Genomic DNA, 26151 nt, shown 5'->3' on the forward strand with positions numbered 1-26151 from the left:
TTGCCGGCGCAAGCTCCGCTATGCCGAGCCGCACGCCGAACGACTACTCCGCTGCCTCGGGCTCAGAGCGAGGCAGTTGACCCAGTCGGCTCGTCATACGCTCGAGATCCGGTACGCCCCGAACGCCGCGGACGAGATCACCCAGCGCTACCGACGCGATCATGGTGAGCTCGCAGCCGGCGTCGTAGAGGACATCGATGAGGTTCACCAAACGCATCACCTGGTCCGGCGGCGCCGCGCCCAGCGGCGGAACACCGCGCAGTTCCCACCGTGGAAACTGTCGCGCGAGTTGCACATAATCCGCTGCCGACGTACGCACCGCGCACACATCGGCGAAGTCGATCGTCAGCGTAGCGCTGTCGGCAGCAATCGCCCGCACGGTTCGCCCACCTATCGGTATCTCCACCGCCGGTTCGCTCGCCCACCGCGGGGCAACGGACTGTTCGGCGCAGCCAGCGGACGCAGCTGGGGTTACCGCGGCCCGGTGTGGTCCACCGCAGCCCGGCTCCACGACGTAGCACCCGTCTGCGAATCCGGTATGGAATCCGCCGCCCGCGATACGAGCGCGATAGTCGACCGGGCCGTCGACCGGCACGACATCCATGTGGGCAAGGATCCGCTCGATGGTCGGCACGAACTTGTGGTGGAACAGCGGGTTGGGCAGTAGCTCCTGCGGCGGATAGTTGGAGGTCACCACCACCAGCACCCGGCGGGCGAACAAGATGTCCAGTAGCCGTGCGATCAGCATCGCGTCACCGATATCGTGCACGTGGAATTCATCGAAACACACCAGCCGGACGTCCGGCAACAGTCCGTTCACCGCAGCCCCTAGGGAACCGAATGCTCGTGCTGTGGCGTGTAATTCGACGAAAAAGTTGTGAAAGTGATAGCGCTGCTTGCGTTCCGAGTTCACCGCGGTGAAGAAGTGGTCCAGCAGCATGGTCTTGCCGCGGCCCGGTCTGCCGTACAGATAGAGACCGCGCCGACGGCGCCTCGGCCGACCGCGCCGATCGAGCAACCCTCGCATCCGGGCAACCGCCTGCATCTGATCGGAATCCCACTCGATGACATCGATTTCCATGACACCTCCTGATCCTCTACATTTGTAGAGGATCAGGAGATAAACGTCTCGAAAGGTGATCATGTCCACAGACGACCGGCGCACTCGGCTCGCCGAGGCGGCCATCGATATCATCGCGACGCGCGGCATCCGCGCGCTCACTCACCGCGCACTGGACACCGCCCTCGACCTACCCACGGGTTCATCCTCCTACTACTTCAACAGCAGGCGGGCACTGCTCGCAGGGGTCACCGGCCGCATCGTCGAGCGCTCACGCGCAGACTTCGCCGCAGCCCGGATCGAGCCACCTGCCGCGCGGGCAGCATTCGATTCCGATTCGATCGCGCGACACATCGCTGAGTGGGTCGATCGGATGCTGACCGAACGCGGCAACCACCTGATCGCGCGCCAAGCGCTGCTCACCGAACTGCACACCGAACCCGAGCTCCGTGCCCAGCTCGCACAGAGCTTGTTCTCGATCGAGCGCGCGCGAGAACTGTTGCACACCATCTCGAGCGATCCGCACACCGCCGCCGCCGACTTCGTGGCGGTGTTGGAAGGTGTGGTCTTCGATCGATTCACGGGAAACCGCTCCCAGCTGGCGCCGGGTAGCGCCGCCAGCGTCGATCAAATCACGAACGTGTTGTCGGTGTATCTGACAGCCCGGTGAGCCCGCCACGCGAACGTCTATCGTCACCGTATGCCACCGGCGCGGTCCGGGAGCCACACCCATGGGCCACCACCCTCGAGCACGCCACTCGGACAACCGCGAGTACGGGGTGCAACCGCGGCGGACCCATCACCAGCCACGTTCACGCCACTCGCCTAGGTGAGGACGCTCAGCGCCGAGCGTGGTGTCATCGCCGTGGCCGGGGTAGACAGCGGTGTCATCATCGTATTGGTCGAAGATTTTGCTGGTCAGGTCTGTAAACAGCGAGTCGAAGTCTTCAGGATTCGTTGTCCGCCCAGGGCCCCCGGGAAACAAACTGTCGCCGGTGAACAGATGTGTACGGCCTACACCATCGGTGAATGCGAGCGTGACCGAGCCCGGCGTGTGGCCGCGCAGGTGAATCACCGAGAACTCCAAGTCCCCGATCCGGAGGGCATCACCGTCGGCGAGGAGCCGATCCGGCGGCACCGGCAGGGGACCGGCATCGAGTTCGTGTGCGGCCGTGGAGATTCCGAGTTCGGCCACTTGGGGCAATGCCCACCAGTGGTCGATGTGCTGATGGGTGGTGACCGCGAGTTGCACTTGCCCCGGCGCTTCCTGTTCGATCAGCGCGACAATACGGTCCGCTTCGTTGGCCGCGTCGATGAGCAGCGCTGCGCCGGTCATGGCATCCTGTACCAGATAGACGTTGTTGTCGGCGCCCCCAACCGACATCTTGAGGATGCGAGCGCCCGGCACCTCACGCCGCTGCGGATTCGACCCCGGCGAGACATGACCCGTATAGGGTGTTTCGATCATGATCACACCTCGATCGTAGCGACCGCGACCGGCCGGCGAGCGCATCTCACGGGACGTCGGAGGCACTCACGCCGCGGACAGGACCAGACCCGAGGTAGGGACACCGGTGCCCGCGGTGACCACGATGTTCTCCACATCGTCCACCGGGTTGACCGACGTGCCGCGGATCTGGCGAACAGCTTCGGCGATCCCGTTCATGCCATGGATATAGGCCTCGCCGAGTTGCCCGCCGTGAGTGTTCAGCGGAAGCCGGCCTCCGATCTCGATGGCACCGTCGACGATGAAGTCCTTCGCCTCACCGCGGCCGCAGAAACCGAGTTCCTCCAGTTGCATGAGAACGAATGGCGTGAAGTGGTCATAGAGGATCGCCGCCTGCATGTCCTCGGGGCGTAGCCCACTGTGCGCCCACAGCTGGTCACCGACCAGCCCCATCTCCGGCAAACCCGTCAGCGCGTCGCGATAGTAGCTGGTCATCACGTACTGATCTGCGCCGGAACCCTGTGCAGCAGCAGCGATCACCGCCGGAGGCTGCGGCAGATCTCGCGCACGTTCCACGCTGGTGACCACGATCGCGACCCCGCCGTCGGACTCCTGACAGCAGTCCAGCAGATGCAGCGGCTCGGCGATCCAACGAGAATTCTGATGATCGGCCAATGTGATCGGTTTGCCGTAGAAGAACGCCGCAGGGTTCACCGCCGCATGTTTGCGATCGGCAACTGCAACGCGGCCGAAATCCTCGCTCGTGGCACCGTAGACGTGCATGTAGCGCCGGGCGACCATCGCCACTTGCGCGGCGGGGGTTCCCAGCCCCTGTGGGTACGACCAGCCCGCGTCGATGCCCGACGACGTAGGCGCCGCGGCCAACGCCGTGGAGAACTGTCCGAACCGTGATACCGAACGCTCGTTGAACGCGCGATACGCCACGACCACATCGGCTGTGCCGGTAGCCACCGCCATAGCGGCCTGCTGGACGGTGGCACAGGCTGCGCCCCCGCCGAAGCCGATTTGACTGAAGAACGTCAGCTGCGGAATCCCGACCGCCCGGGCCACGGCGGCCTCCGTATTGGAGTCCTGGGTGAAGGTGGTCAGCCCATCGACATCCTCGGGCGTGAGGCCGGCATCCGCCAGCGCCGCAGTGACCGCCTCGGCCGCCAGTCGCAATTCACTGCGACCAGAATCCTTGGAGAAGTCGGTAGCGCCGATGCCGACAATGGCCGCCCGGCCGGACAAGCTGCGCTCAGTCATGAACCCTCCGCACTGTGATGACGACCGAGGCTTTGATGTGATCGCCGAGACTGTCCTTGCCGACCACGTCGATGTGAATGTCGTCGCCGTCCAACGCGGTGACCATACCGGTCAGCCGCAGCGTGTCACCGGCGTACAGCGGTACGCCCAGCCGCACGGCAACCGACTTCATGACCGCCCGGGGACCGGCCCAATCGGTGACGAAACGCTGTACCAAGCCGGTGTCGGTGAGGATATTGACGAAAATGTCCTTGGAGCCACGGGCAACGGCCTTGTCCCGGTCGTGGTGCACGTCCTGAAAATCCCGGGTGGCCAGCGCCGAGCTGATCACGAACGTCGGGTCGGCCTCGATCACCAGTTCGGGCAGAACGGTGCCGACACGCACGGCCGGCGGTTCACTGCTGACGGTCACACGACCACCTGCCAGAACGGCAGCCTCGACTCGTCGTCGAGTCGTTCGAAACCCACCTCGACCGGTAGACCGACCCGCACTTGGGCTGGGTCGATCCCTCGTAACTCCCCTAACATGCGCACACCTTCCTCCAATTCGACCAGCGCGACCACGAACGGCACCTGCCGCCCGGGCACCTTCGGCGCATGGTGCACGACGTAACTGAAAACGGTGCCGCGCCCGGAGGCGACGACATAGTCGGTCGACATCGACGTGTCCTGCCAGATCGCCGGAATGGGCGGGTGGCGCAGCGACCCATCCGGCAGCCGTTGAATACGCAGTTCGCCGACTGTGGTTCCCTCCCAGAAGAACTCGGTGTCCCGAGAGGGCAACGGCTTGACTCGCTCCGGCGGCGCCGACTTCGGTGCGACAGTGCCTGGCGCAAACTTCAGCAGTCGAAACAGCATCTCGGCGACCACCTCGTCGCCGACCCGCCACGTGGTCAGGAAAGTGACGAACCAGCCCTCCCCCAATGCCGTCCGCTTCGGCCCGCTGACTTCCGACAACACACTGGTGGCCGAAACCTGCTCGCCGACTTCGAGGTAACGATGATAGGTCTGCCGGCAATCGGTGCCCACCACGGAGGTATAGCCCGCGGCGTCGAACAGCGTCATGGCCGCGCCCATCGGGTCGTCGTCCGGCCGAGAACCCCTGAGCCCGAACATGGTCCACACCTGGGCCATGGCCGGCGGTGCGACCACGCCAGGATGCCCGGCAGCGCGCGCGGCCGCCTCGTCGATGTAGATGGGGTTGGTGTCGCCCAACGCCTCGACCCAGTTGTTGATCATCGGCTGGTTCACCGGATCACGCCCCATGCGGCGCGTCGATTCGCCCGCCGCCTGGATGGCCTCGACCGCGGCGATGATTTCTTCCGGAGTAGTGGTATCCGGCACGCGGGACTCCTTGGTTCGTTGTCGGGGCACTCGCGGGTTCGCTATCGGGGCACTCGCGGCAACTGCAGTCCGGACGAGGCGACCAACTCGCGCATCACCTCGTTGACCCCACCACCGAAAGTCACCACGAGGTTCTGCTTGGTCCTGCGATCCAGCCAGGTGAGCAACTCACCGGTTGCCGGGTCGGCGGGATCGCCGTAGCGGCCGATGACTTCCTCGGCCAGTCTGCCCGCCTCTTGCAGTGACTCGGTGGAAAAGACCTTGGTCGCCGAGGCATCGGCGATCACTCGAGACCGGTCGTCGTCGACAGTGGCAGCCACCTGCCAGTTCAACAACTCGTTCACTCTGACCATGGCGTGTATTCGGCCGAGTGATCGCCGTACGTCGAGCCGACCGAGCACACCATGGGCCTGTGCCCAATCCCGCACCCGGTCGTAGAGCTGTTCGATCTTGCCGGACGGGCCCAGGCTCACCCGCTCGTGATTGAGCTGCGTCGTAATCAGCTTCCAGCCCTGGTCTACCGCCCCGACCAGCATATTCGCCGGAACACGCACATTGTCGAAATAGGTCGCGTTGGTGTGGTGCGCCCCGTCACAGGTGATGATCGGTGTCCAGGAGTAGCCAGGGGTGGAGGTATCGACGATCAGCAGCGTGATGCCTCGGTGTCGCGCCTCGACCGAGCCGGTACGGCATGCCAGCCATACGTAGTCGGCCTCGTGCGCGCCGGTCGTGAAGATCTTCTGCCCGTTGACGATCCAGTCCCCGGACTCGTCGCGCACCGCCGAGGTGCGCAAGGCCGCCAGATCGGTACCTGCCTCGGGTTCGGAATATCCGATCGCGAAATGGATGTCACCGGACAAGATCCCGGGCAGAAACAGCTGCTTTTGCTCCTCGCTGCCGAACTGCTGCAAGGTCGGACCCACGGTCAGCAGGGTGACCAGAGGAAGCGGGACGTCCGCTCGGACCGCTTCGTTGAAGAAGATCTGCTGCTCGACCGGCCCGAAGCCTTGACCACCGTATTCCTTCGGCCAGCCTACGCCCAGCCAACCATCGCGTCCCATCCGCCGCACGACCGCGCGGTATGCCTCGCCATGCCGGTTCACGGCCATCTCGGCCTCCTCGTCGGCGGAGACGAGATCGGCGAAGTAGCTGCGCAACTCGTCGCGCAGCCGGCGCTGCTCGGCAGTCAGGTCGATGAACATCTCGCCCCCAATCGGTCGAGTCGTAGCGATGCCCCGCCGAGCCAGCGTGCGATGTCCTTGGCCTGCGAGTAGTAGCGGTGCATCGGGTGAGTGATGTCCACACCGAGGCCGCCGTGCAGGTGATGACATTTCTGCATCGCGGCCGGCAACTCATCGGCCACCAGGTAGGCCAAAATCTCGAGGTCGTCGTCGGTACGTTCCCGGTGTTGCGGACTCGCGTCGTCGTGGGCCAGTGCCCACGTCGCCGAGACCGCGGCGACATGCAGGGCGCGCGAGGCGATGTAGAGATCGGCGATCTGTTGGGCCACCGCCTGGAACTGCGCCAAGGGCCTGCCGAACTGATGTCGGGTCCGCAGGTGTTCGGCGGTGTGCACGATCGCGCCCTCGAGCAGTCCGTCGGCGACGGAGCCGATCGAAGCGAGCGCCAAGTGGTGCAGGTCGGCCAGCCCGGTCGGCCATATCCGGTCGGCTGGAATTTCCACCTGTTCCAGCGACACAGTGTATTCGGGGATACCGCCGGAGGCCGGTGTCGGCGTCATGACCAGTCCGTCGGCGTCCGAATCGACCAGGGCCAAACCGGAATTGGTTGGCACCACTACCCAACGAGCCTGCTCGGCATAGGGCACGGCGACCTTGCACCCGGAGACGCGGGTCGTCTCACCGGTGGTGATCGCCGTGGTCTCCGGTTTGCTGGTGAACGGCGCCGCCGGTTCGTTCAGCGCGGCAGTGAGCACAGCGCCCTTGCCGACTTCGGGCAACACTGCCGCCAGAACACTCTCCGGCGCCGAGGCAGCCAGCGGCAGCACACCGAAGCCGAGTGTGGGCAGGGCCGGCACTGCCGCCGCGTCCATGGCCAATTCGGTCAGCAGCACCGATGCACCGAGCAGGCCCATACCGTCGCCGCCGTGCGACTGCGGTATCGGTACTGCCAGCAAGCCGGAATCGACCAGGCGCGGCCACAGTCGCATATCGCGGGCGGATTCACGCTCCATCAAACTCACGACGACTTCGGCCACCGCGTCCTGGGCCTCGTCTCTGGTGAAGTCCACGCTCTCTTTCCCGTCGTCTCGATGGCTAGTTGTCCATATCACGAGGCAAACCGAGAATCCGCTCCCCGGCCAGGGTGAGCAGAATCTGCTCGGTTCCACCAGCGATCGACAGACAGCGCGTGAGCAAGAACGACTGCCCGACATCGCTCTCGGTTGCGCCGTCGAGCCCCGCGGTCTCGACCGCGAACTCTGCGACCGCTTGACGATGACGCACCCCGACCAGCTTGCGCACGCTACTCTGGGGGCCCGGATCGCCGCCGGCGAGCATCTTCACGGTAGCCCGCTGCTCGAGCAGAAGCCCGGCAATCGCCTCCGCGACGAGTCCGCCGAGTCGGTCACTCGTCAGTTCGGCACCGGGACCGGTCGCGGGCAGTCGTGCGAGCAAGTCCTCGAGCACCGGGCCGATGCCATTGCCGCTCATCGCGACCCGCTCGGTGGACAGGGTCGATCGGGCGATTCGCCAACCATTGTTCACCGTCCCGACCACACAATCGTCCGGTACGAACACCTCGTCCAGGAAGACCTCGCTGAAGTGCGCTTCACCGGTGATCTGCACCAAAGGGCGGACCGTGAGACCCCGGCTGTGCATATCGACCAGGAAATAGGTGATGCCGCGGTGCTTGGGCGCGTTCGGGTCGGTACGCGCCAGGCATATCGCCCAATCCGCTCGGTCGGCCAACGATGTCCACACCTTTTGCCCGCGCAGCACCCACCCACCCTCGACCGGATGCGCGGTCGTGCGCAGTGCCGCCAGGTCCGAACCCGCCTCGGGTTCGCTGAACAACTGGCACCACACCACCTCGCCCCGCAGTGTCGGCCAGGCGAACCGGTCGATCTGTTGCTCGGTGCCGTACTGCAGCACGGTGGGGATGGCCCATCCGCCGATGGCGATATCCGGCACGGTGAGCCCGCTGCGATGCAATTCCTCCGCGATCAGTAGACCGGTCATCGAATCGGCGGCGCGCCCATAGGGCCGGGGCCAATGCGGCATGACCAGACCGGCATCGACGAGTGCATCCCGCTGCTGATCGGTGGGCAGCGCCGCAATCCGCGCGATCTCTGCCTCCACCTCGTCCGCGCCGTCCCGGTCCGCAGAAACGACGCCGTCGGCGGCGAAGATCCGGTCGGCGCCGGTGGTACGCCGCGAGCCCTGACGGGTCAGCTCGGTGACCCGCGCGCGCCAACGCGCCGATCCGCCCAGCAGCTGGCGTAGCGCCACCGCCCGGCGCAGGTACAGGTGCGCATCGTGCTCCCAGGTGAAGCCGATCCCACCGAGCACCTGGATGCAATCCTTGGCCGTCTCGACCGCTGCATCCAACGCGATCGCGGCCGCGACTGCGGCGGCGATCGGCAACTCGGCGCCGCCCTCGTCTGCGGCCGCCGCGGCATCCAGCGCGACGGCACGAACGAGTTCGGTACGACACAACATCCACGCACAGATGTGTTTGACCGCCTGAAACGATCCGATCTTGCGCCCGAATTGCTCACGCACCTTGGCGTAGTCGACCGCGGTTTCCAGGCACCACCCTGCGATGCCCGACAGCTCGGCGACTGCCAGTACGACCAGCAAATCCTCGGCGGAATACGGTGCGGAGAACGTCCGCTCGGGGGGAACCGTATGGCCAGCGCAGCGCACCCGCGCCAAGGGCGTGCTCGGATCCAGCGGCGTCAACGGCTCCACCTCCACGCCGTCCGCATCGGGCGGGATCAGACACCAGCGCTGCCCATGGGGGAGCTCGACCGGAAGCAGCACGGCCGTACCTGGTGCGGCGCCGAGGACGTACTCCCAGGTACCCGTGAGCGTAAGCGGATCATCTGCCGCAGGTATGCTTGCCGTCGGGCCGACAACGACGTCGAGCCCGACCCCGCAGGGCTGGTCCTCCTCGAGGTATCCCGCGGTGATCAGATTGGCCAGCGCCGTCGTGAGCACCGGACCCCCGACCAGATCATGCGCCGCCTGCTCGACCAGCACGGCGAGATCGGCGACCGAGCCGCCCGCACCTCCCGCGTGCTCGGCCAATGCCACACGGAAGATCCCGAGTTCGGCCAACCCGGGCCAGTACGCCCGCCAGTAGTCGCTCCGGCCCGTTCGCATCGTTGCAATCGGCTGGATCGATGCCGCCCACCCATGGATCGACTCCTGAACGGCTTTGTGCTCCTCAGTGGTGGCGATGGTCACACTCAATACCGCCTTTCCGGCGTGACTCCCACACCTAGAACATGTTCTAATATCCTAGCCGGGCGTAAGTCAAGCGACCACCGCCGCCACGGCAGAGCGCGCACGTAGCCGACGAAACGATGTTTCCGGAAAGGACATTCATCAATGGCCAGCCCGTCCCGTTCGCAGCCAGCCGACCCGGGCGTGGCACTGCCTACCGCTACGGTCACCACGCTTCGCGAGGACGAACTGAGCTCGGCGGCGCAGCGCGAGCGGCGTAAGCGGATTCTGGACGCAACCTTGGCGTTGGCGTCCAAAGGCGGGTACGACGCGGTGCAGATGCGAGCGGTGGCCGAGCGTGCAGACGTCGCCGTCGGCACGCTCTACCGGTATTTCCCTTCGAAAGTGCATCTGCTGGTCTCGGCACTCGCCCGTGAATTCGAGCAGTTCGAGGGCAAACGCAAGCCGCTCGCCGGTCGGTCCCCGCAAGAGCGCATGCATCTGCTGCTGACCCAGATCACTCGAATGATGCAGCGTGACCCACTGCTCACCGAGGCGATGACCCGCGCGTTCATGTTCGCCGACGCTTCGGCTGCCGCCGAAGTGGACCGCGTCGGGAAGGTGATGGACCGGGTGTTCGCGCGCGCGATGAACGACGGCGACCCGAACGAACGTCAGATGGCCATCGCGCGCGTGATCAGCGACGTGTGGTTGTCGAACCTGGTCGCTTGGCTGACCCGACGCGCCTCGGCGACAGACGTCACCGAACGCCTGGAACTGACTGTCGACCTCTTGCTCGGAGAGCGCAATACGGGGGCCTGACCCCCACCAGCGCATCTCTAGCAAACTCAAATCCAGGTCGTACGACCGGTTGCCGAACCCACGGGCTCGAATCGACAGCTCACCCGCTCGCGGTCCACATGTGCCCAGTCGATGCTCGATTGGGCAGATTCGCTGTTCACGGCTGGGCGCGCGCACCACGACCAGCACGTCACTGTGCGGCAAATTCAACACAGTATTGTTTTCACACCCCCGGAAAAATTTCTCCGATCACTAGGTTGGATTGCGTGAGCGCACAGGATCTGCCACTGGAACTTCGTCGTGCACTGTCGACGGTCGCGCGCGTGCCACGGCTGCTGGTCGCATCGGACTACGACGGGACGCTCGCGCCCATCGTGTCCGACCCGGCCAAGGCCCATCCCCATCGGGAGTCGGTAAGCGCGCTGCGGGCACTCGCCGGCCTGAGCGGGACCACGGCTGCCGTGATCTCCGGCCGCGCACTGCGGGACCTCGCCGCATTGTCTCGACTACCCGTCGAGGTACAGCTGATCGGCAGCCACGGCTCGGAATTCGACGTGGGCTTCGTACACGCTATCGACAACGACGCCAAGCATCTGCTCCAAGAACTGCAGTCGGCGCTGAGTCAAATCGCGGCGGACAATCCCGGCGTGACCGTCGAGACCAAGCCGGCCAGCGTCGCCCTCCATGTGCGCAACGCGAGCCCGGAGATCGGGCATCGCGCCTTGTCCCAAGTCAGGCTGGGCCCGGCATGTTGGTTCGGAGTCCAGGTCACCGAAGGCAAGGCCGTCATCGAGCTGGCGGTGGTGCAAACCGACAAGGGCACTGCACTGAACACGGTGCGGCACCAGGCGGGCGCCTCGGCTGCAGTGTTCCTCGGCGACGACGTCACCGACGAGAAGGCATTTCGAGTGCTGTCGGGTCCCGACATCGGTATCAAGGTCGGCCCCGGAGAGAGCTTGGCCAAGTTCCAAGTGGACAACACCGAGGCGGTCGCCCGGGCACTGGCGTTCCTGCTCGAGGAACGCCGTACCTGGCTGGCAGGTGCCAGCGCACCCCGCATCGAGCGGCTGACCATGCTGGCCAACGCACGCTCGGTGGCGCTGCTGACCCCCGACGCCACCGTAACCTGGTTCTGCCATCCGGAACCGGATTCGGCGGCGGTGTTCGCGCACCTGCTCGGCGGCCCGCAGGGCGGTCACTTCACCATCGAGCCCGAGCGGCCGGGGCTACCGCTGTCGCAACGTTACGTCGACGGCACGATGACCGTGGAAACGCGGTGGGCCAGCTTACAAGTCGTCGACTACCTACCGCACGACGTCGCGCCGACCCGAACCGACCTGACCAGGGTGATCACCGGCGATGCGCGAGCCGTCGTCACCTTCGCCCCACGACCGGAATTCGGTCAGGTGCCGGTGAGTCTGGAAGCACGCACCGACGGGCTGCGAGTTCACGGCACCAACGATCCGATCGTCCTGCGCTCCCTCGGTGTGCACTGGGAGATCGTCACCGATGGGACGCACGAGTCCGCGCGTGCTGTGGTCGACCCCTCGAAGGGATCGATCATGCTCGAATTACGGTGCGGTACCAATGATCTCGATCCAGCCGAGATCGACGAACCGGACCGCCGGCGGAATGCGGAACGCTATTGGTCGGAGTGGGCCACCCAACTCACGTTGCCGACCCTCAAGCCGGACTTGATGAAACGCTCCGCACTGACCTTGCGCGGCTTGGTGCATGTGCCGTCCGGTTCGATCCTGGCGGCCGCGACCACATCCTTGCCGGAAGACATCGGCGGCGTACGCAATTGGGACTACCGCTACTGCTGGCTGCGTGATGCGGCCCTGACCGCGCACGCATTGGTCTCGCTCGGATCGTTCACCGAGGCCGAAGGTTTCCTGGGCTGGGTGCACCAGGTGTTGGAGACCCTGCCCGGTCCCGAGCGTCTACACCCGCTCTACACGCTGTACGGCGAGACATTGCCACCCGAGGCGTCGATCGACCAGCTGCCGGGCTACGCGGGCTCGCGCCCGGTACGGGTTGGCAACGCAGCGAACATGCAGGTGCAGCTGGATGTATTCGGTCCGATCGTCGATCTGATCTCGAGCCTGGCACACGCCAGGGAAGTGCGCGGGATCACCCATCCGACTCAAGTGCTGCCGGATCCCGACTGGGAGCTGGTGCGCGCCATGGTCGCAGCGGTACAGCGACGGTGGCAAGAACCCGACCACGGCATCTGGGAGATCCGCGGTACCCCTCGCCATCATGTGTATTCGAAGGTCATGGGCTGGCTGACGCTCGATCGAGCATTGACACTGGCCCAGAAATTCGATCGCGAGACCGATCCGGCCTGGGCAGTGTTGCGGGACACGATTGCCGACGAAGTGAAGGTCAAGGGTTGGAACGACGAGGTGCAGTCCTTCACCGCGGCCTACGACGGCACCGATCTGGACGCGGCGACCCTGCACATCGGACTCAGTGGCCTGATCGAGCCGTCCGATCCGCGCTTCGCCGCGACCGTGGTGGCCACCGAGGCCGAACTACGCAGCGGTTCGACCGTCTATCGCTATCGTCGCGACGACGGCCTGCCCGGCGGTGAGGGTGGATTCCATCTCTGTGCGGCCTGGCTGGTCGAAGCGTACTTGCTGATCGGAAAGCGCTCGGATGCCGAAGCGCTGTTCGCCCAGCTGGTCGATGTCGCGGGCCCGACCGGACTACTCAGCGAAGAGTACGACCCCGTCGCCGAACGCTCTCTGGGCAACCACCCACAGGCCTACAGCCACCTCGGTCTGTTGCGCTGCGCACAACTGCTCGGACAGCCGGTGGAGGCCGCACTGGTCTGACGGCACCGGCACTCGAGGGCCCGCGAACGACGAAGCGTTCGGGGGCCCTGCGTATTCGGTGCCACCCTGCGTACGACTCGCCACCGGCCGAGACAGCCCTGCTATATTCTAACGGAAACGATTTCCATTATGCTCTACTGTGTTACCAGGAGACCCCCGCGTGAGAACCCGATTCGTCAGAAAATGTGCCGGCGTCGCTGTGGGGATCGCCTCGGCGATGGCGCTTTCCGCCTGCGGCGACGCCACTCAGGACGACCAACCGACCGTTGTCGCCTCCACCAACGTCTGGGGTGACATCGCCGCAGCCGTCGCCGGTCCCGACGCCACGGTCCAATCGCTGATCACCGATCAGTTCGCCGACCCGCATTCGCACGAGACCTCCGCAGCGGAGTCCGCAGCGCTGACCGACGCCGACCTGGTGATCTACAACGGCGGCGGATATGACGAATTCGCCGCAAAAGCAGTTGTGGGCAGGACCGAGCACGCGGTGAATGCGTTTGCGGCCCGAGTCGACAAAAGCGACGACAACGAGCACGTCTGGTATGACATGCGCACGGTCGCTGTGGTTGTCGACCAGATCGCGACCCAGCTCGGGGAACTGGACCCGGACAATGCCACTGCCTATGCCGAGCGCGCGCAAGCCTACCGCGACCGGCTTGCCGCGATCACTGCCATCACCGATCACCTCGCGACCGAACATCCCGAAACGCCGGTGCTGCAGACCGAACCGCTCGCACACTACCTACTTAGCGCCGCACAGGCCCAGGACCTGACACCACACGAGTTCCAGGAGGCGATAGAGCAGGAAACCGACCCGTCGCCAGCGGCTGTGGCGGTCACCCGGGACCTGCTGACCACCGGGCAGGTAGAGGCACTGATCTTCAACACCCAGACTCGCGACTCGACCACCGATGCCTTGCGCGACATCGCACAAGATGCCGGGATTCCCATCGTCGAAGTGACCGAGACCCTGCCCGATGACTTGGATTACCTTCAATGGCAGACGCAGAACGCGCGTGTGCTCGCCGATGCATTGGGCTGAACGATGACTATCGCAGCCGAGCCCACCGAGCATACGAAATGTGCCCAACCAGAGCGATCGAGTCACGAGCACGCCCCCGTACAGTTGGAAGCCGCTCGCTTGTCATTCGGTGACCGAACGCTCTGGCACGATCTCGACCTCACCGTCGAACCCGGTGAATTCGTCGCTGTCCTCGGGCCGAACGGCTCGGGTAAGACATCGTTGTTGAAGGTCCTGCTCGGCCAGCTCGCGCTGAGTTCGGGTGGCGTGCGCATCGCGGGCGCCCCGGCGCGCACCGGAAATCCCGCGTTGGGCTATGTGCCACAACAGAAGACAATCGACGCCGGCGTCCAGCTACGCGGCATCGATCTGGTCGGCCTCGGCGTCGATGGGCACCGCTGGGGGCTCGGGTTGCGGGCACGCGCCGAACGCAAGCGCAAGGTAGCCGCTGCCATTGCAGACGTCGGCGCGCAGCACTTCGCACACGCAGCGTTGGATGCCCTGTCCGGAGGTGAACAGCAGCGCTTGCGCGTTGCCCAGGCCCTGGTCGGCAATCCGAAGCTACTGCTGTGCGATGAACCGCTACTCAGCCTGGACCTGGCCAATCAACGACTCGTCGCCGAAGTGATCGATCGTCGCCGGCGCACCCACAATACCGCAGTACTCTTCGTGACACACGAGATCAATCCCATTCTTCCGCTGGTGGATCGAGTGCTGTACCTGGTCGACGGGAAGTTTCGGATCGGGACGCCGGACGAGGTGATGACCTCGGCGGTGCTCTCGCAACTGTATCGCACCGATGTGGAGGTATTGCGGACGCGTGGGCGACTGGTGGTCGTCGGCACCGGCGACGCGCTGGACGCCCTCGGCGCGGCAGGCGGGCACTGCCACGGCTCGACGACCGGTGCGTTCGAGGCGCACGGTCCGCAGCCGGATGTACCATCACCGTCCTCCGTATTGCCTTCTCCCGCTGTGCCATCGAGCGATCCGATCTCTGGCGAGGCGGCCACGCAGGCCCTCCCGCACCGCTCGTGTGTGAACGACCGCGGTCGGCGCGCCAATGGCAGCTCTGCACACTCGAACCCGCAGGTGGACGCGAGTGGAATGTGCACATGATCGACAAGCTCTCCGGCGTCGCGATGCGGATGCTGGACTTCACCACCACCGCGCACCTGCTGACCTATGACTTCGTTCAGCAAGCCCTGCTGGCCGCGGCGCTGCTCGGGCTCCTGTCCGGAGTCATCGGTCCGCTGATCATCAGTCGGCAGATGTCCTTCGCCGTGCACGGCACCAGTGAATTGTCGCTGACCGGGGCCGCCGCAGCATTGCTGGCCGGGATCGGGGTCGGCATCGGCGCCATCGCAGGATCGGTGATCGCGGCTGTGCTCTTCGGTGTGCTCGGCACTCGGGCGCGCGAACGCGATTCGGTGGTCGCGGTGCTGCTCTCGTTCGGGCTCGGGTTGTCGGTGCTGTTTCTGTGGCTGGGTCCCGACCGCGCGGGTTCGAAGTTCTCGCTGCTGACCGGACAGGTGGTCAGTGTCGGCGACAACGGCCTCGGACTTCTCGCCATCTGCTCGGCCGGTGTGCTCGCGGTGCTCGCGGTCGTCTATCGACCGCTGGTGTTCGCCAGCTCCGATCCAGAAGTGGCGGTGGCCCGCGGAGTGCCCGTACGCATGTTGTCGGTCGTGTTCGCGGTGCTGCTGGGTGTCACCGCGGCATTCGGCGTGCAGATCATCGGCGCGCTATTGGTCCTCGCACTGCTGATCACCCCGGCCGCCGCGGCGGCACAGCTCACTGCGAATCCGGCCGCGGCGACGGTGCTGTCGGTGGTGTTCGCCGAGATCGCCGCGGTCGGTGGCATCATTCTGTCGCTGGCGCCCGGCGTGCCGGTCTCGACATTCGTCACCACGCTGTCGTTTCTGATCTATCTCACGTGTCGAGTGATCGGCCGTCGCCGTCGGTTCTCCCGCGCCGACCGAACCAGCCCTCGCCGCGCGCCGAATCCGCGCGCGGTCGTGTGAGCGCCACCGACTTCGACCTATGCTCGACAGATCTCCTCGACGGAACGGTGCCCAGGATGATCGACTTCGCAATTCCCGCCGCGCTCGCCGCCGAACGCGACCGAGTGCGCCAGTTCGTGGTCGACTCGATCGTCCCCTACGAACGCGACCCGCGCATGACCGCGCACGGCCCCACCGACGACCTGCGGCAGGAACTCATCGAGCTCGCCCGGGCGCAGCAGCTGCTCACCGTACAAGCGCCCGAGTCGCTCGGCGGACGCGGGCTGACCCATCTCGAGCAGGCGGTGATCTTCGAAGCGGCCGGTTGGTCCACACTCGGCCCGATAGCGATGAACTGCGCGGCGCCCGACGAGGGAAACATGTTCCTGCTGTCCAAGGTCGCCGACCCGGACCAGGTGCAGCGATTTCTGGCACCGATGGTCAGCGGGCATCGCCGTTCGGTCTTCGCCATGACCGAACCCGGCGGCGCCGGTTCCGACCCGAGCCAACTGGCCACCGAAGCCACCTTCGATGGCGACAGCTTCCGAGTCAACGGTCGCAAGTGGCTCATCACCGGCGCCAAGGGCGCGAAGACCTGGATCGTCATGGCCAGACTTGCGGCCAACCCGCATCTACCCGAAGGACCCACACTGTTCGTCACCGATGGCGACCAGCCCGGCATCGTCATCGAGCGCACGATGAACACCATGGACCGCAACTACGTAGCGGGGCACGCGGTGGTTCGCTTCGACGACGTGGTTCTCCCCCGATCCGCGCTACTCGGCTCGGCGGGCCGAGCGCTGCGGTATGCCCAGCTGCGGCTGGCTCCGGCCCGCTTGACGCACTGCATGCGCTGGCTCGGTGCGGCCGAACGCGTCCAGCGTATCGCGATCGAGCATGCACGCACGCGTACCGCGTTCGGCAAGCCGATCGGCGAACACGAAGGCGTGTCGTTCATGCTGGCCGACAATGAGATCGCGCTGCACCAGTGCCGGCTCACCATCTGGCATGCGTGCTGGCTACTGGACAACGGCGAGCACGCGCGACACGAAAGTTCCATGGCCAAGTCGTTCGTTTCCGAGGAATTGTTCAAAGTCGCCGACCGCTGTGTGCAAGTGCTCGGTGGCATCGGCGTCAGCGACGAAACCGTCGTCGAAATGATCTTCCGGGATATGCGTGCCTTTCGGATCTACGATGGGCCGACCGAGGTCCACAAGTATGCGATCGGACGGAAAGTGCTGCACGGATAGCCGACGATCTCGGCCCGGTCGGCCTGTCGTTGGTCGGCTACCATCCTGTGGCATGAGTACGGAACTGCGCGTCGATGTCTCCGCGGGCATCGCCGTGCTCACGCTCAACCGACCCGCGCAGCAGAACGCCTTCACCCCGACCATGGGCGCCGCCCTAGGCGCCGCACTGCGCCGCTGCGACCGAGAAGACAGCGTCCGCGCCGTGGTCGTCACCGGCACCCCACCTGCGTTCTGCGCCGGGGCCGACCTGTCCAGTCGGGTCGGAGTCGTCAGCGCGAGCATCGATCCACCGCCGTGGCGCGTCCGTAAACCGGTGATCGCGGCGGTGAACGGGCACGCGGTCGGCATCGGCCTGGCACTCGCACTACAATGCGATATGCGCTACATAGCGCGGGACGCGGTCTACGCGCTCAACCAGGTTCGCCGCGCAGTTGTGGCCGACGGCCACGCGCACTGGCTACTACCTCGCCTGATCGGCATGGCCAACGCCGCTGACGTCCTGCTGACCGGACGCACCTTCGATGGTGACGAAGCACAGGCGCTCGGTCTGGCCAACAGTTGTCTACCCGCAGACGAAGTGCTGCCCACGGCGCTCGCCGTAGCACACGACATTGCCAATGGTCCGGCCCCGCTGTCGGTGGCGCTGTCCAAACGACTGCTGTGGGAAGGGCTCGGCATGAGCGCTGGCGTAGTCGGGCGACTGGAGAGCGAACTCAACGAGCACGCCGCCCAGAGTATCGACGGCGACGAAGCCATGGCCGCATTTCGGGATCGCAGGCAGCCCGAGTGGTCGGGCAGAGTCAGTACGGAATGGCCCGCTACAGACGTTGTCGGCGACCACGACCACCCCGGTCTGAGTTAGGCATTTCCGCCCAGCAAGATGAGCAGATACAGCGTCGCGAAACCGATCATCAAGAAGGTGCCGACGACACCGAGGACATAACCTACTCTGACCTGGGTGCGACCGCCGTATGCGCCGCCGGAGGCGTTGATCTGATCGAGCGCGCGCTTGCCCAACACCCACGCCACTGGTCCCGTCAGTCCGAAGCAGAGGATGCTCACCGCGCCGAGGAACAGCACAGCAGTCGCGTTCGGATGCTCGATCGGCTGGCCGATTGGCTGATTCGGTATCACCACCAGCCGAATTCTACGGGGATCCCCCACCGCCGCACGTCATTTCAACCCGCTGGTCGGCACTGCTCTCCACGACACCAGCGCATGGAAAGCGCGGCGCCGAGAAATCCTCCGATCACGCCCGACGCTGGCGAGCGGCTTCCGCGAGCACCACACCGGCGGCGACCGAAGCGTTGAGCGATTCCACCGGACCGGCCATCGGAATGGACAGCACGGCATCGCAACTCTCGCGTACCAGGCGAGACAGTCCTTTACCCTCCGAGCCCACGACGACAACAGTCGGCTCACGGCCGTCGAACTCGTCCACGGTGATGTCGCCGCCCGCATCCAAGCCGACGATCTGTATGCCGTGGGCGGCCCAACCTTTCAACGTGCGTGTCAGATTCGTTGCCCGTGCGACCGGGAGGCGCGCCGCCGCGCCCGCACTGGTGCGCCAGGCCACCGCCGTCAAGCTCGCACTGCGACGTTGCGGGATCACGACACCATGTCCTCCGAAGGCCGCCACCGAGCGGATCACGGCGCCGAGGTTGCGCGGGTCGGAGATGTGGTCCAACGCGACCAGCAGGGCCGGAGCCGCCGAATCGCGGGCACGGTCGAGCAGGTCGTCCGGATGCGCGTAGCGGTACGGCGGCACCTGCAGCGCCACGCCCTGGTGCAAACCGTTGGCACTGAAACGATCCAGATCGGTGCGCGGCACCTCTAGGATGGCGATACCGGTATCGGCGGCTCGCCGCACACTCTCGGTCAATCGGTCGTCGTTCTCGGTGCCCACAGCGACATAGAGCGCAGTGGCAGGCACTCCGGCGCGCAGGCACTCGACGACCGGATTGCGCCCGAGCACCCACTCGGGACCGTCGTCGTGGTGCCGGCGGCCCGGGAAACGGGACGTCCCACCGCCGGCCGGACGTCCGTGCGTGGACTTGGCTTTCGCAGCCGCCCGCTTGGCGGCCGGATGCTTGGTCCGCTTCTCTGCAGGCGGCGTCGCGCCTCGCCCCTCGAGTCCACGCCGACGTTTACCGCCGGACCCGACCACTGCGCCCTTCTTGCTGCCACTCTTACGGACCGCACCACGACGCTGTGAATTACCTGCCATTACACGATCTTTCCGGATTGTGCTGTGCCGAGCGTCCATTCGGGGCCGCTGGGGGTGTCGGTGACCTCGATACCCGCGGAATGCAACCGAGCGCGCACGGTGTCCGCGCTCGCCCAGTCCTTCTCGGCCCTGGCCGCCTGACGCCGGTCGAGCTCCGCACGCACCAATACGTCCAACGCACCCAATGCAGCCGCGGAGTCTCCCGGTGTCCGCCAGTGCGGGTCGAGGGGGTCGACGCCGAGAATACTCAGCATGGCGCGCACCTGGCTGGCCAGGTCACGCGCGGAGTCGATCGCATCCACCTCGAGCGCCTTGTTGCCCTCGTGCACCACGCGATGGATCTCGGCCAGCGCCCGCGGCACGGCGAGGTCGTCATCGATCGCCGCGGCGAACGCATCGGTCCATTTGCCCATCGGAATCTCGCCGCCGCGATCGATCACCCGGTGCACGAATGCTTCGATGCGCTGGTAGGACTGTGCCGCATCGGACAGCGCTTTGTCCGAATACTCCAGCATCGATCGGTAATGTGCGCTGCCGAGGTAGAACCGCAGTTCGACCGCCCGAACCCGCGTGAGCACATTCGGCACCGACAGGACATTGCCCAGTGATTTGGACATCTTCTCCCCGCCCATGGTCACCCAGCCATTGTGTAACCAGTACCTGGCGAACCCGGCGCCCGACCCCTTCGACTGGGCGATCTCGTTCTCGTGGTGCGGGAACACCAAATCCATACCACCGCAATGGATGTCGAACTCCGGCCCGAGATAGAATTCCGCCATCGCGGAGCATTCCAGGTGCCACCCCGGTCGGCCCGGTCCCCACGGCGAGGGCCAACTCGGCTCGCCCGGCTTCGCTGCCTTCCACAAGGTGAAGTCCCGGGGGTCACGCTTGCCGTCGCCCGCACTCTCGCCTTGATGAACGTCGTCGAGCTTGTGACCGGACAACTTCCCGTATTCGGGATAACCGACCACGTCGAAGTAGACATTGCCCGCGGAAGCATAGGCATGCCCACGATCGATCAGTCGCTGCATCATCTCGACCATCTGAGTGATGTGGCCGGTCGCACGGGGTTCTGCAGACGGCGGCAGCACTCCCAACTGGTCATAGGCGCGGTCGAAAGCGCGCTCGTGGGTAGCCGCCCACTCCCACCACGGCCTGCCCGCTTCACCGGACTTGACCAGGATCTTGTCCTCGATATCGGTCACATTGCGGATGAACCACACGTCGTAGTCGTGCGCGAGCAACCAGCGACGCAACACGTCGAAGGCGACTCCGCTGCGGACGTGGCCGATATGCGGCTGCCCTTGCACGGTGGCGCCGCACAGGTACACCGAGGCACGGCCGGGGACCAACGGCGTGAAATCACGCACGGTCCGCGTGTCGGTGTCGAAGAGGCGCAGCGTCACGGCAGTCGATCCTAGCTGGTGTACAAGGGGGTTCTTGGACCGGCTCGGGTCCGCGGGAGCAGGCTCAGCGACACGCGTTCAGCAGCGCGGTCGCCACTGCCGCGACCCCCTCGCCGCGACCGGTCAGGCCGAGGCCGTCGGTGGTGGTGCCCGACACCGACACCGGAGCTCCGAGCAACTCGCCGAGCACCTGTTGTGCCTCGACGCGGCGGGGTCCGATTCGGGGCCGATTGCCGATCACCTGCACTGCTGCGTTCACCACGTCGAAGCCTGCTTCGCCCAGCAGTCTGCGCACCTCTTTCAGCATGGCCGCGCCAGAGACACCTGCCCATTCCGGACGTCCGGTTCCGAACACCGTGCCGACATCACCGAGCCCGGCTGCCGACAGCAGGGCATCGCACAACGCGTGTACCGCGACGTCGCCGTCGGAGTGCCCCGCGCAGCCATCGGCACCGTCGAACAACAGCCCCGCCATCCAACAGGGACGCCCGGCCTTCAGCGGATGAACGTCACTGCCGATACCGACACGCATACTCACGGCGCCACCACCCGACCGAGGTCGGCGCCGGCCAGTACGGCGTTGGCCAGCACGAGATCGAGCGGTGTGGTGATCTTGAAAGCCAATGGATCACCGGGGATCGTGGCGACTCGAACACCGAGCCGTTCGACCAGTCCCGCATCATCGGTGACGTCGGCGCCTTCCGCCGCGTAGGCCCTGCGCAACAGGTCGGCGGAAAAGCCCTGAGGCGTCTGTATCGCCCGCAGTCCAGCACGATCCGGTGTGCCGGTCACCGCACCCGCGGAGTCGACGGCTTTGATGGTGTCGGCGACCGACAATGCAGGAACGACCGCGGGACAGCCCGCACGAAGCTCCGCTGCGATCCGCGCGATCAGCGCGGGCGGGGTCAGTGCACGGGCGGCGTCGTGCACCAGATAATGCGTAGCGTCGGGCGCCGCGGCGATGCCAGCCCGCACCGAGTCGACGCGCTCGGCGCCGCCGACGACGACACGGACCGAATCCGACGTCGGCACGACAGCAGCGGCGCGCCGGACGAGGTCGCTGGGTGCCATCACGATGATTCGATCGACCGCAGCCGAGGCGATCAGCCGCTCCACCGCGAGCCGAACCATGGGCGTACCGCCGATCGTCACGAACGCCTTGGGGGTCGCTTCCCCGAGGCGCACGCCGCGACCAGCGGCAGGAACCAAGGCGACAACAGGGCCGCCGTCCCGACGACCGCCGAACCCAACCGTGGTCGAATCGAACCCAACCGTGGTCGAATCGAACGCAGCCACGGTCAAGAAGCCGCTGCGAGGACCTCGTCGAGCAGCGTTTCGGCCTTGCCGTCGTCGGTGCCCTCGGCGAGCGCGAGTTCGCCGACCAGAATCTGCCGGGCCTTCGCCAACATGCGCTTCTCGCCCGCGGACAAGCCGCGATCCTGCTCCCGGCGCCAGAGATCACGAACGACCTCGGCCACCTTGTTCACGTCACCGGAGGCGAGCTTCTCCAGGTTGGCCTTGTAACGGCGGGACCAGTTGGTCGGCTCCTCGGTATGCGGGGCGCGTAGAACCTGAAAGACTCTGTCGAGCCCCTCTTGGCCGACGACGTCACGAACGCCGACATCGTCGGCGTTCTCCGCAGGAACGCGAACAGTAAGATCGCCTTGGGCGACCTTCAGGACCAGATACTCTTTTTGCTCACCCTTGATGGTGCGAGTCTCGATTGCTTCGATCAGCGCCGCTCCGTGGTGGGGGTAAACGACGGTGTCTCCGACCTTAAACATCATGTGTCCCGTGCCCCTTTCGATGTTCACAGTTTAACATGCGACTCGGTAACGGCGCGATCAACTGTGCAGGTCAGGGCCACAACGAGGCAACTGCGGGACTTGACAGAAGCCAGGCGGTATGCATTGCGTTGGGCCAGAACGAGTTATCCCGCGGCTTCGGCGACCATGTCGCCTCGATCAGAACTCGGCATCCGCACCGCAACTCGAGAACGTCCACCAAAATGTTACCGACCCACGGGGTGTCGCCATGAGGTACCCCTGCCGACACCCCGACAAGCTTCGCGGCGGCCACCGACCGGCTTCGCGGGGGCGATGCTCGTGGGAGCACCGCCCCCGCGCTCGGGTCCCACCAGGGAACTACTACGCTGCCTAGTTATTACGCTCCCGAGCGAAGCTAGAGCCCGGTCGACATGAAGGGACAACCCGTGATTGCCCTGAAAGCTGTGACTGCCCCGCAGAGGGCGCGACGTCGCGTGATGACGGTTGCCGCACTCGCCGCCGGGGCGGCGATCACCCTGTCCGGCTGCGGCGCGGGCCAGATCTCCCAGACCGCGGATCAGGTGGCCGCGGTGAACGGCAACCGTGCCGATGTCGGCCGTATCGCACTGCGAAACGTACACATCGTGTACCCCGCCGACGGCACCGATTACACCAATAGCGAAGGCGACAAGGCGATCGTCGCGTTGTCCATGATCAACACCGCCGAGGCCGTCGCTGACGAACTGGTCAGCATCACCTCGGATCTGGGTACCGTCGAGATCACTCCGGCCGAGGGCGCGGACAGCGTCGAACTCGCACCGCAGCGGACTGTCGTCGCCGCATCCGAGCCGGCCGAGCCGGAATCGACAACGACCACCACCACCGCGGAGGATCAGGGCGCACACGGCACCGGAGCGGACACCACCGACAACCCCGAAGCCAATCCGATCCATATCGAGATCACCGACCTGACCGCAGACATCACACCTGGTCTGACCTACAACCTCTCGTTCAACTTCAAGAACAACGGAACCGTGCAGGTTTCGGTCCCGGTCGACGCCGGTCTGCACACCGAGCGCCACGAATCCGACATGTCGGGTCCGGCCGAAGCCGGGGCCGGCGGCGGGCACTGACGACATCGCCGAGCACACGCTAGGCATCGCTGTCCGACGCGGTGCGTAGGGTGCGCGTGTGGCAAAGACCAAGCCGATCTTCCGGTGCTCCGCGTGTTCGCATGACGTTGCCAAGTGGGTGGGCAAATGTCCCGAATGCGGGGCCTGGGGGACGATCGACGCGGTAGTCGCCGGGCCAGGAGTCGGTTCCGGCGGCCGGGTGGCCATGCTGCCTACGACGGCAGCAGCGCCGATTACACAGATCGACTCTCGAGTCACCCGAGCGCGGTCGACGGGTGTCGGCGAACTCGACCGAGTCCTCGGTGGTGGCGTGGTGCCCGGCGCGGTGGTTTTGCTGTCCGGAGAGCCCGGTGTCGGCAAGTCGACCCTGCTGCTCGAGGTGGCACATCGTTGGGCGACCCAGCGCGACGAGAGATCGTTGTACGTCACCGCGGAGGAGTCGGCCGGGCAGGTTCGGCTGCGTGCCGATCGCACCGGCGCGGTACACGACCGGGTCTACTTGGCATCGGAGTCGGATCTGGCTGTCGTGCTCGGGCATGTCGAGCAGGTGCGCCCGACCCTGGTCGTGGTCGACTCGGTACAGACCATGCTCGCGCCCGACACGGATGGCGCCATCGGCGGTGTCGCTCAAGTACGCGCGGTGACCGCCGCCCTGACCTCCTTGGCGAAGACTCGAGGGATCGCGGTTCTGCTGGTCGGTCATGTCACCAAGGACGGCGCGGTGGCCGGTCCACGCACACTGGAGCATTTGGTGGATGTGGTGCTGCAGTTCGAGGGAGACAAGAATTCCACCCTCCGGATGGTGCGCGGCGTCAAGAACCGTTTCGGCAGCGCCGATGAAGTGGGTTGTTTCGAACTGAATGAACAGGGCATCACCTGCGTCGATGATCCGTCCGGCCTGTTTCTGCACCACCGGACCGATTCGGTGCCGGGGACCGCGATCACCGTTGCCATGGACGGCAAACGGCCACTGCTAGGTGAAGTACAGGGCTTGACTGTGAAAACCGAGATCCCGCAACCACGCCGCGCAGTGAGCGGGCTCGACTACAACCGAGTCGCCATGGTGCTGGCGGTCCTGCAGAGCCGCGGCCGGGTATTCCTCGGCCGGAGCGATGTCTATGCCGCGACCGTCGGCGGAATGCGACTGGTCGAACCGGCCGCGGACTTGGCCATCGCACTGGCCATCGCCAGCGCCGAGGCCGATGTCCCACTACCTCCGGGCTGGGTGATACTCGGCGAGGTGGGGTTGGCCGGTGAGGTTCGCACGATCACCGGTCTGGCCCGCAGACTGGCCGAGGCCGAACGCTTGGGGTTCACAACTGCGCTGGTGCCCCCAGGCCTGAACTCGGTGAAAAGCACGATGCAAATACACGAGGTCGGCGACGTGCGCACGGCCATTCGCACGTCGGGGATCCGCGCCCCGCGCCCGACGACGACTCGGGGAGCAGGCTGAGCCCACTCGCTCAGGCGAGATCGAACGGCCACTCGCTCAGGCGAGATCGAACGGCCACTCGCTCAGGCGAGATTGAACGGCTCGGCCGCACTGCGCACCGTGCCGAGTTGCGCAACCACGTTGTAGGCACCGGGCGGCACCTGCAGCCGTTCACCCACGCACTCCGGCTGCGATGTGGAGCCCGACCAGGTCACGGTGAACGCCGCCTGCTCGCCACGATTCATCGTCCGAATGTCGGGTTGGCCATCGGGATAGCAGTCGGTACTCGACCACAATTGCCGCTGACCGTCGAGCGTATGGACCGAAACCTGTTGGAGCCCGGAACCCATGTCGCGAGTGCAGGTCACCGTCGAGATGTTGGTGATGACGATTCCGAACACCGGCTGTTCACCGACCTGGTACGTCGGCTGCTCGACCGTGACCTTGATTGCCAGCGATTGGTCCGGGCACGGCCCTGCGGATACCACGTGGGTGGCGTCGGCGTGTGGTGTCGGCGCCTCGAGGTCCGCCGCATCCGATGGCTCGGCCGCGGCGGATTCGGTGGATTCGACCGCGACCGAGTCGGACTCGGCATCGCCGGGCGCACCACCTCCGCGCAGGATCACCAGCGTCACCCAGCTCACCAATGCGAACGCGACGACCAGGATTCCCACGGCGAGCACACGTCGACGCCAGTAGATCTCCGGTGGCAGCGGTCCATGCGGTTCCAGCACGACTCAACGGTAGGT

24 protein-coding genes and 1 pseudogene are annotated in these 26151 nt (G+C 65.7%); 10 read left to right on the forward strand and 15 right to left on the reverse strand.

All coding sequences use genetic code 11. The features are described from left to right. Positions 1–43: 43 nt before the first annotated feature. A complete protein-coding gene (gene zapE / locus K940_RS0102925; protein ID WP_028476290.1) occupies positions 44–1081 on the reverse strand; it encodes a cell division protein ZapE in 1038 nt (345 codons plus the stop codon). Positions 1082–1142: 61 nt separating this feature from the next. On the opposite strand from zapE, the gene K940_RS26725 reads away from it, so the two are divergent. Then, positions 1143–1730, forward strand: a complete 588-nt coding sequence (locus K940_RS26725; protein WP_036527310.1) for a TetR/AcrR family transcriptional regulator — start codon at positions 1143–1145, stop codon at positions 1728–1730. A gap of 129 nt (positions 1731–1859) precedes the next feature. On the opposite strand, the gene K940_RS0102935 is transcribed toward K940_RS26725, so the two are convergent. The 7 genes from K940_RS0102935 to K940_RS0102965 all read right to left on the reverse strand — a co-directional run bounded on the left by K940_RS0102935 (position 1860) and on the right by K940_RS0102965 (position 9547). Then, positions 1860–2528 carry an MBL fold metallo-hydrolase gene (locus K940_RS0102935; protein ID WP_036527381.1) on the reverse strand — a complete coding sequence of 223 codons (669 nt, stop codon included), beginning with the start codon at positions 2526–2528 and terminating at the stop codon, positions 1860–1862. Between the two features lie 66 nt (positions 2529–2594). Beyond that, positions 2595–3773, reverse strand: a complete 1179-nt coding sequence (locus tag K940_RS0102940) for a lipid-transfer protein (protein WP_028476292.1) — start codon at positions 3771–3773, stop codon at positions 2595–2597. Beyond that, complete coding sequence (locus tag K940_RS0102945) at positions 3766–4185, reverse strand: MaoC family dehydratase (RefSeq protein WP_028476293.1); 420 nt, start codon at positions 4183–4185, stop codon at positions 3766–3768. Before K940_RS0102945 ends, K940_RS0102940 begins: the two co-directional genes overlap by 8 nt. Then, positions 4182–5117, reverse strand: a complete 936-nt coding sequence (locus K940_RS0102950) for an OB-fold domain-containing protein (protein ID WP_028476294.1) — start codon at positions 5115–5117, stop codon at positions 4182–4184. Before K940_RS0102950 ends, K940_RS0102945 begins: the two co-directional genes overlap by 4 nt. A gap of 41 nt (positions 5118–5158) precedes the next feature. Continuing rightward, positions 5159–6319, reverse strand: coding sequence for an acyl-CoA dehydrogenase family protein (locus tag K940_RS0102955; RefSeq protein ID WP_028476295.1), 1161 nt, complete (start codon positions 6317–6319; stop codon positions 5159–5161). After that, positions 6304–7368 (reverse strand): acyl-CoA dehydrogenase family protein, encoded by a 1065-nt coding sequence (locus K940_RS0102960; protein WP_028476296.1) that lies wholly within the window; start codon positions 7366–7368, stop codon positions 6304–6306. The genes K940_RS0102955 and K940_RS0102960 overlap by 16 nt, the downstream gene beginning before the upstream one ends. Positions 7369–7393: 25 nt before the next feature. Further along, a complete protein-coding gene (locus tag K940_RS0102965) occupies positions 7394–9547 on the reverse strand; it encodes an acyl-CoA dehydrogenase (RefSeq protein WP_028476297.1) in 2154 nt (717 codons plus the stop codon). Positions 9548–9691: 144 nt separating this feature from the next. Here K940_RS0102965 and kstR point away from each other — a divergent pair, with 144 nt between their 5' ends. From kstR to K940_RS0103000, 7 genes and pseudogenes are all read left to right on the forward strand, one after another. Next, the gene (kstR, locus tag K940_RS0102970) at positions 9692–10348 is read left to right on the forward strand and encodes a cholesterol catabolism transcriptional regulator KstR (protein WP_028476298.1); all 657 of its coding nucleotides are present in this window, start codon (positions 9692–9694) and stop codon (positions 10346–10348) included. 245 nt (positions 10349–10593) lie between these two features. Next, complete coding sequence (otsB, locus tag K940_RS0102975) at positions 10594–13167, forward strand: trehalose-phosphatase (RefSeq protein WP_028476299.1); 2574 nt, start codon at positions 10594–10596, stop codon at positions 13165–13167. A gap of 160 nt (positions 13168–13327) precedes the next feature. Further along, positions 13328–14209, forward strand: a complete 882-nt coding sequence (locus K940_RS0102980; RefSeq protein WP_028476300.1) for a metal ABC transporter solute-binding protein, Zn/Mn family — start codon at positions 13328–13330, stop codon at positions 14207–14209. A gap of 3 nt (positions 14210–14212) precedes the next feature. Beyond that, positions 14213–15070, forward strand: a pseudogene (locus K940_RS26730) (metal ABC transporter ATP-binding protein); the annotation flags it as partial. 230 nt (positions 15071–15300) lie between these two features. After that, positions 15301–16209, forward strand: coding sequence for a metal ABC transporter permease (locus tag K940_RS26735; RefSeq protein WP_051406815.1), 909 nt, complete (start codon positions 15301–15303; stop codon positions 16207–16209). A gap of 56 nt (positions 16210–16265) precedes the next feature. Next, positions 16266–17438, forward strand: coding sequence for an acyl-CoA dehydrogenase family protein (locus K940_RS0102995; RefSeq protein WP_028476301.1), 1173 nt, complete (start codon positions 16266–16268; stop codon positions 17436–17438). A 52-nt stretch (positions 17439–17490) separates the two neighbouring features. Beyond that, a complete protein-coding gene (locus tag K940_RS0103000) occupies positions 17491–18300 on the forward strand; it encodes an enoyl-CoA hydratase/isomerase family protein (protein WP_028476302.1) in 810 nt (269 codons plus the stop codon). On the opposite strand, the gene K940_RS0103005 is transcribed toward K940_RS0103000, so the two are convergent. The 6 genes from K940_RS0103005 to K940_RS0103030 all read right to left on the reverse strand — a co-directional run bounded on the left by K940_RS0103005 (position 18297) and on the right by K940_RS0103030 (position 22858). Continuing rightward, the gene (locus K940_RS0103005; protein ID WP_028476303.1) at positions 18297–18575 is read right to left on the reverse strand and encodes a DUF4190 domain-containing protein; all 279 of its coding nucleotides are present in this window, start codon (positions 18573–18575) and stop codon (positions 18297–18299) included. The two genes, K940_RS0103000 and K940_RS0103005, sit on opposite strands and share 4 nt — an antisense overlap. Before the next feature lie 112 nt (positions 18576–18687). Continuing rightward, on the reverse strand, positions 18688–19665 hold the full coding sequence (gene rlmB, locus K940_RS0103010) for a 23S rRNA (guanosine(2251)-2'-O)-methyltransferase RlmB (RefSeq protein WP_028476304.1): 978 nt from the start codon (positions 19663–19665) through the stop codon (positions 18688–18690). Then, on the reverse strand, positions 19665–21071 hold the full coding sequence (gene cysS, locus K940_RS0103015) for a cysteine--tRNA ligase (RefSeq protein ID WP_028476305.1): 1407 nt from the start codon (positions 21069–21071) through the stop codon (positions 19665–19667). Before cysS ends, rlmB begins: the two co-directional genes overlap by 1 nt. A 64-nt stretch (positions 21072–21135) precedes the next feature. Continuing rightward, entirely contained in the window at positions 21136–21603 is a 468-nt protein-coding gene (gene ispF, locus K940_RS0103020) for a 2-C-methyl-D-erythritol 2,4-cyclodiphosphate synthase (RefSeq protein ID WP_028476306.1), read from the reverse strand. 2 nt (positions 21604–21605) lie between these two features. Then, the gene (ispD, locus tag K940_RS0103025) at positions 21606–22280 is read right to left on the reverse strand and encodes a 2-C-methyl-D-erythritol 4-phosphate cytidylyltransferase (protein WP_028476307.1); all 675 of its coding nucleotides are present in this window, start codon (positions 22278–22280) and stop codon (positions 21606–21608) included. 89 nt (positions 22281–22369) lie between these two features. After that, positions 22370–22858: a CarD family transcriptional regulator gene (locus tag K940_RS0103030; RefSeq protein ID WP_028476308.1), complete on the reverse strand. Its 489-nt coding sequence runs from the start codon at positions 22856–22858 to the stop codon at positions 22370–22372. 443 nt (positions 22859–23301) lie between these two features. Here K940_RS0103030 and K940_RS0103035 point away from each other — a divergent pair, with 443 nt between their 5' ends. Together K940_RS0103035 and radA are read left to right on the forward strand one after the other, a co-directional pair. After that, positions 23302–23970: a hypothetical protein gene (locus K940_RS0103035; protein WP_028476309.1), complete on the forward strand. Its 669-nt coding sequence runs from the start codon at positions 23302–23304 to the stop codon at positions 23968–23970. A gap of 58 nt (positions 23971–24028) precedes the next feature. Then, entirely contained in the window at positions 24029–25423 is a 1395-nt protein-coding gene (radA, locus tag K940_RS0103040; RefSeq protein WP_028476310.1) for a DNA repair protein RadA, read from the forward strand. 62 nt (positions 25424–25485) lie between these two features. Here radA and K940_RS0103045 read toward each other — a convergent pair whose 3' ends face one another. After that, positions 25486–26136, reverse strand: coding sequence for a hypothetical protein (locus K940_RS0103045; protein WP_028476311.1), 651 nt, complete (start codon positions 26134–26136; stop codon positions 25486–25488). Positions 26137–26151 lie beyond the last annotated feature (15 nt).

Origin of the sequence: Nocardia sp. CNY236 (assembly GCF_000482385.1) — a bacterium.
In the GTDB taxonomy this organism is placed as follows: Bacteria; Actinomycetota; Actinomycetes; order Mycobacteriales; family Mycobacteriaceae; genus Nocardia.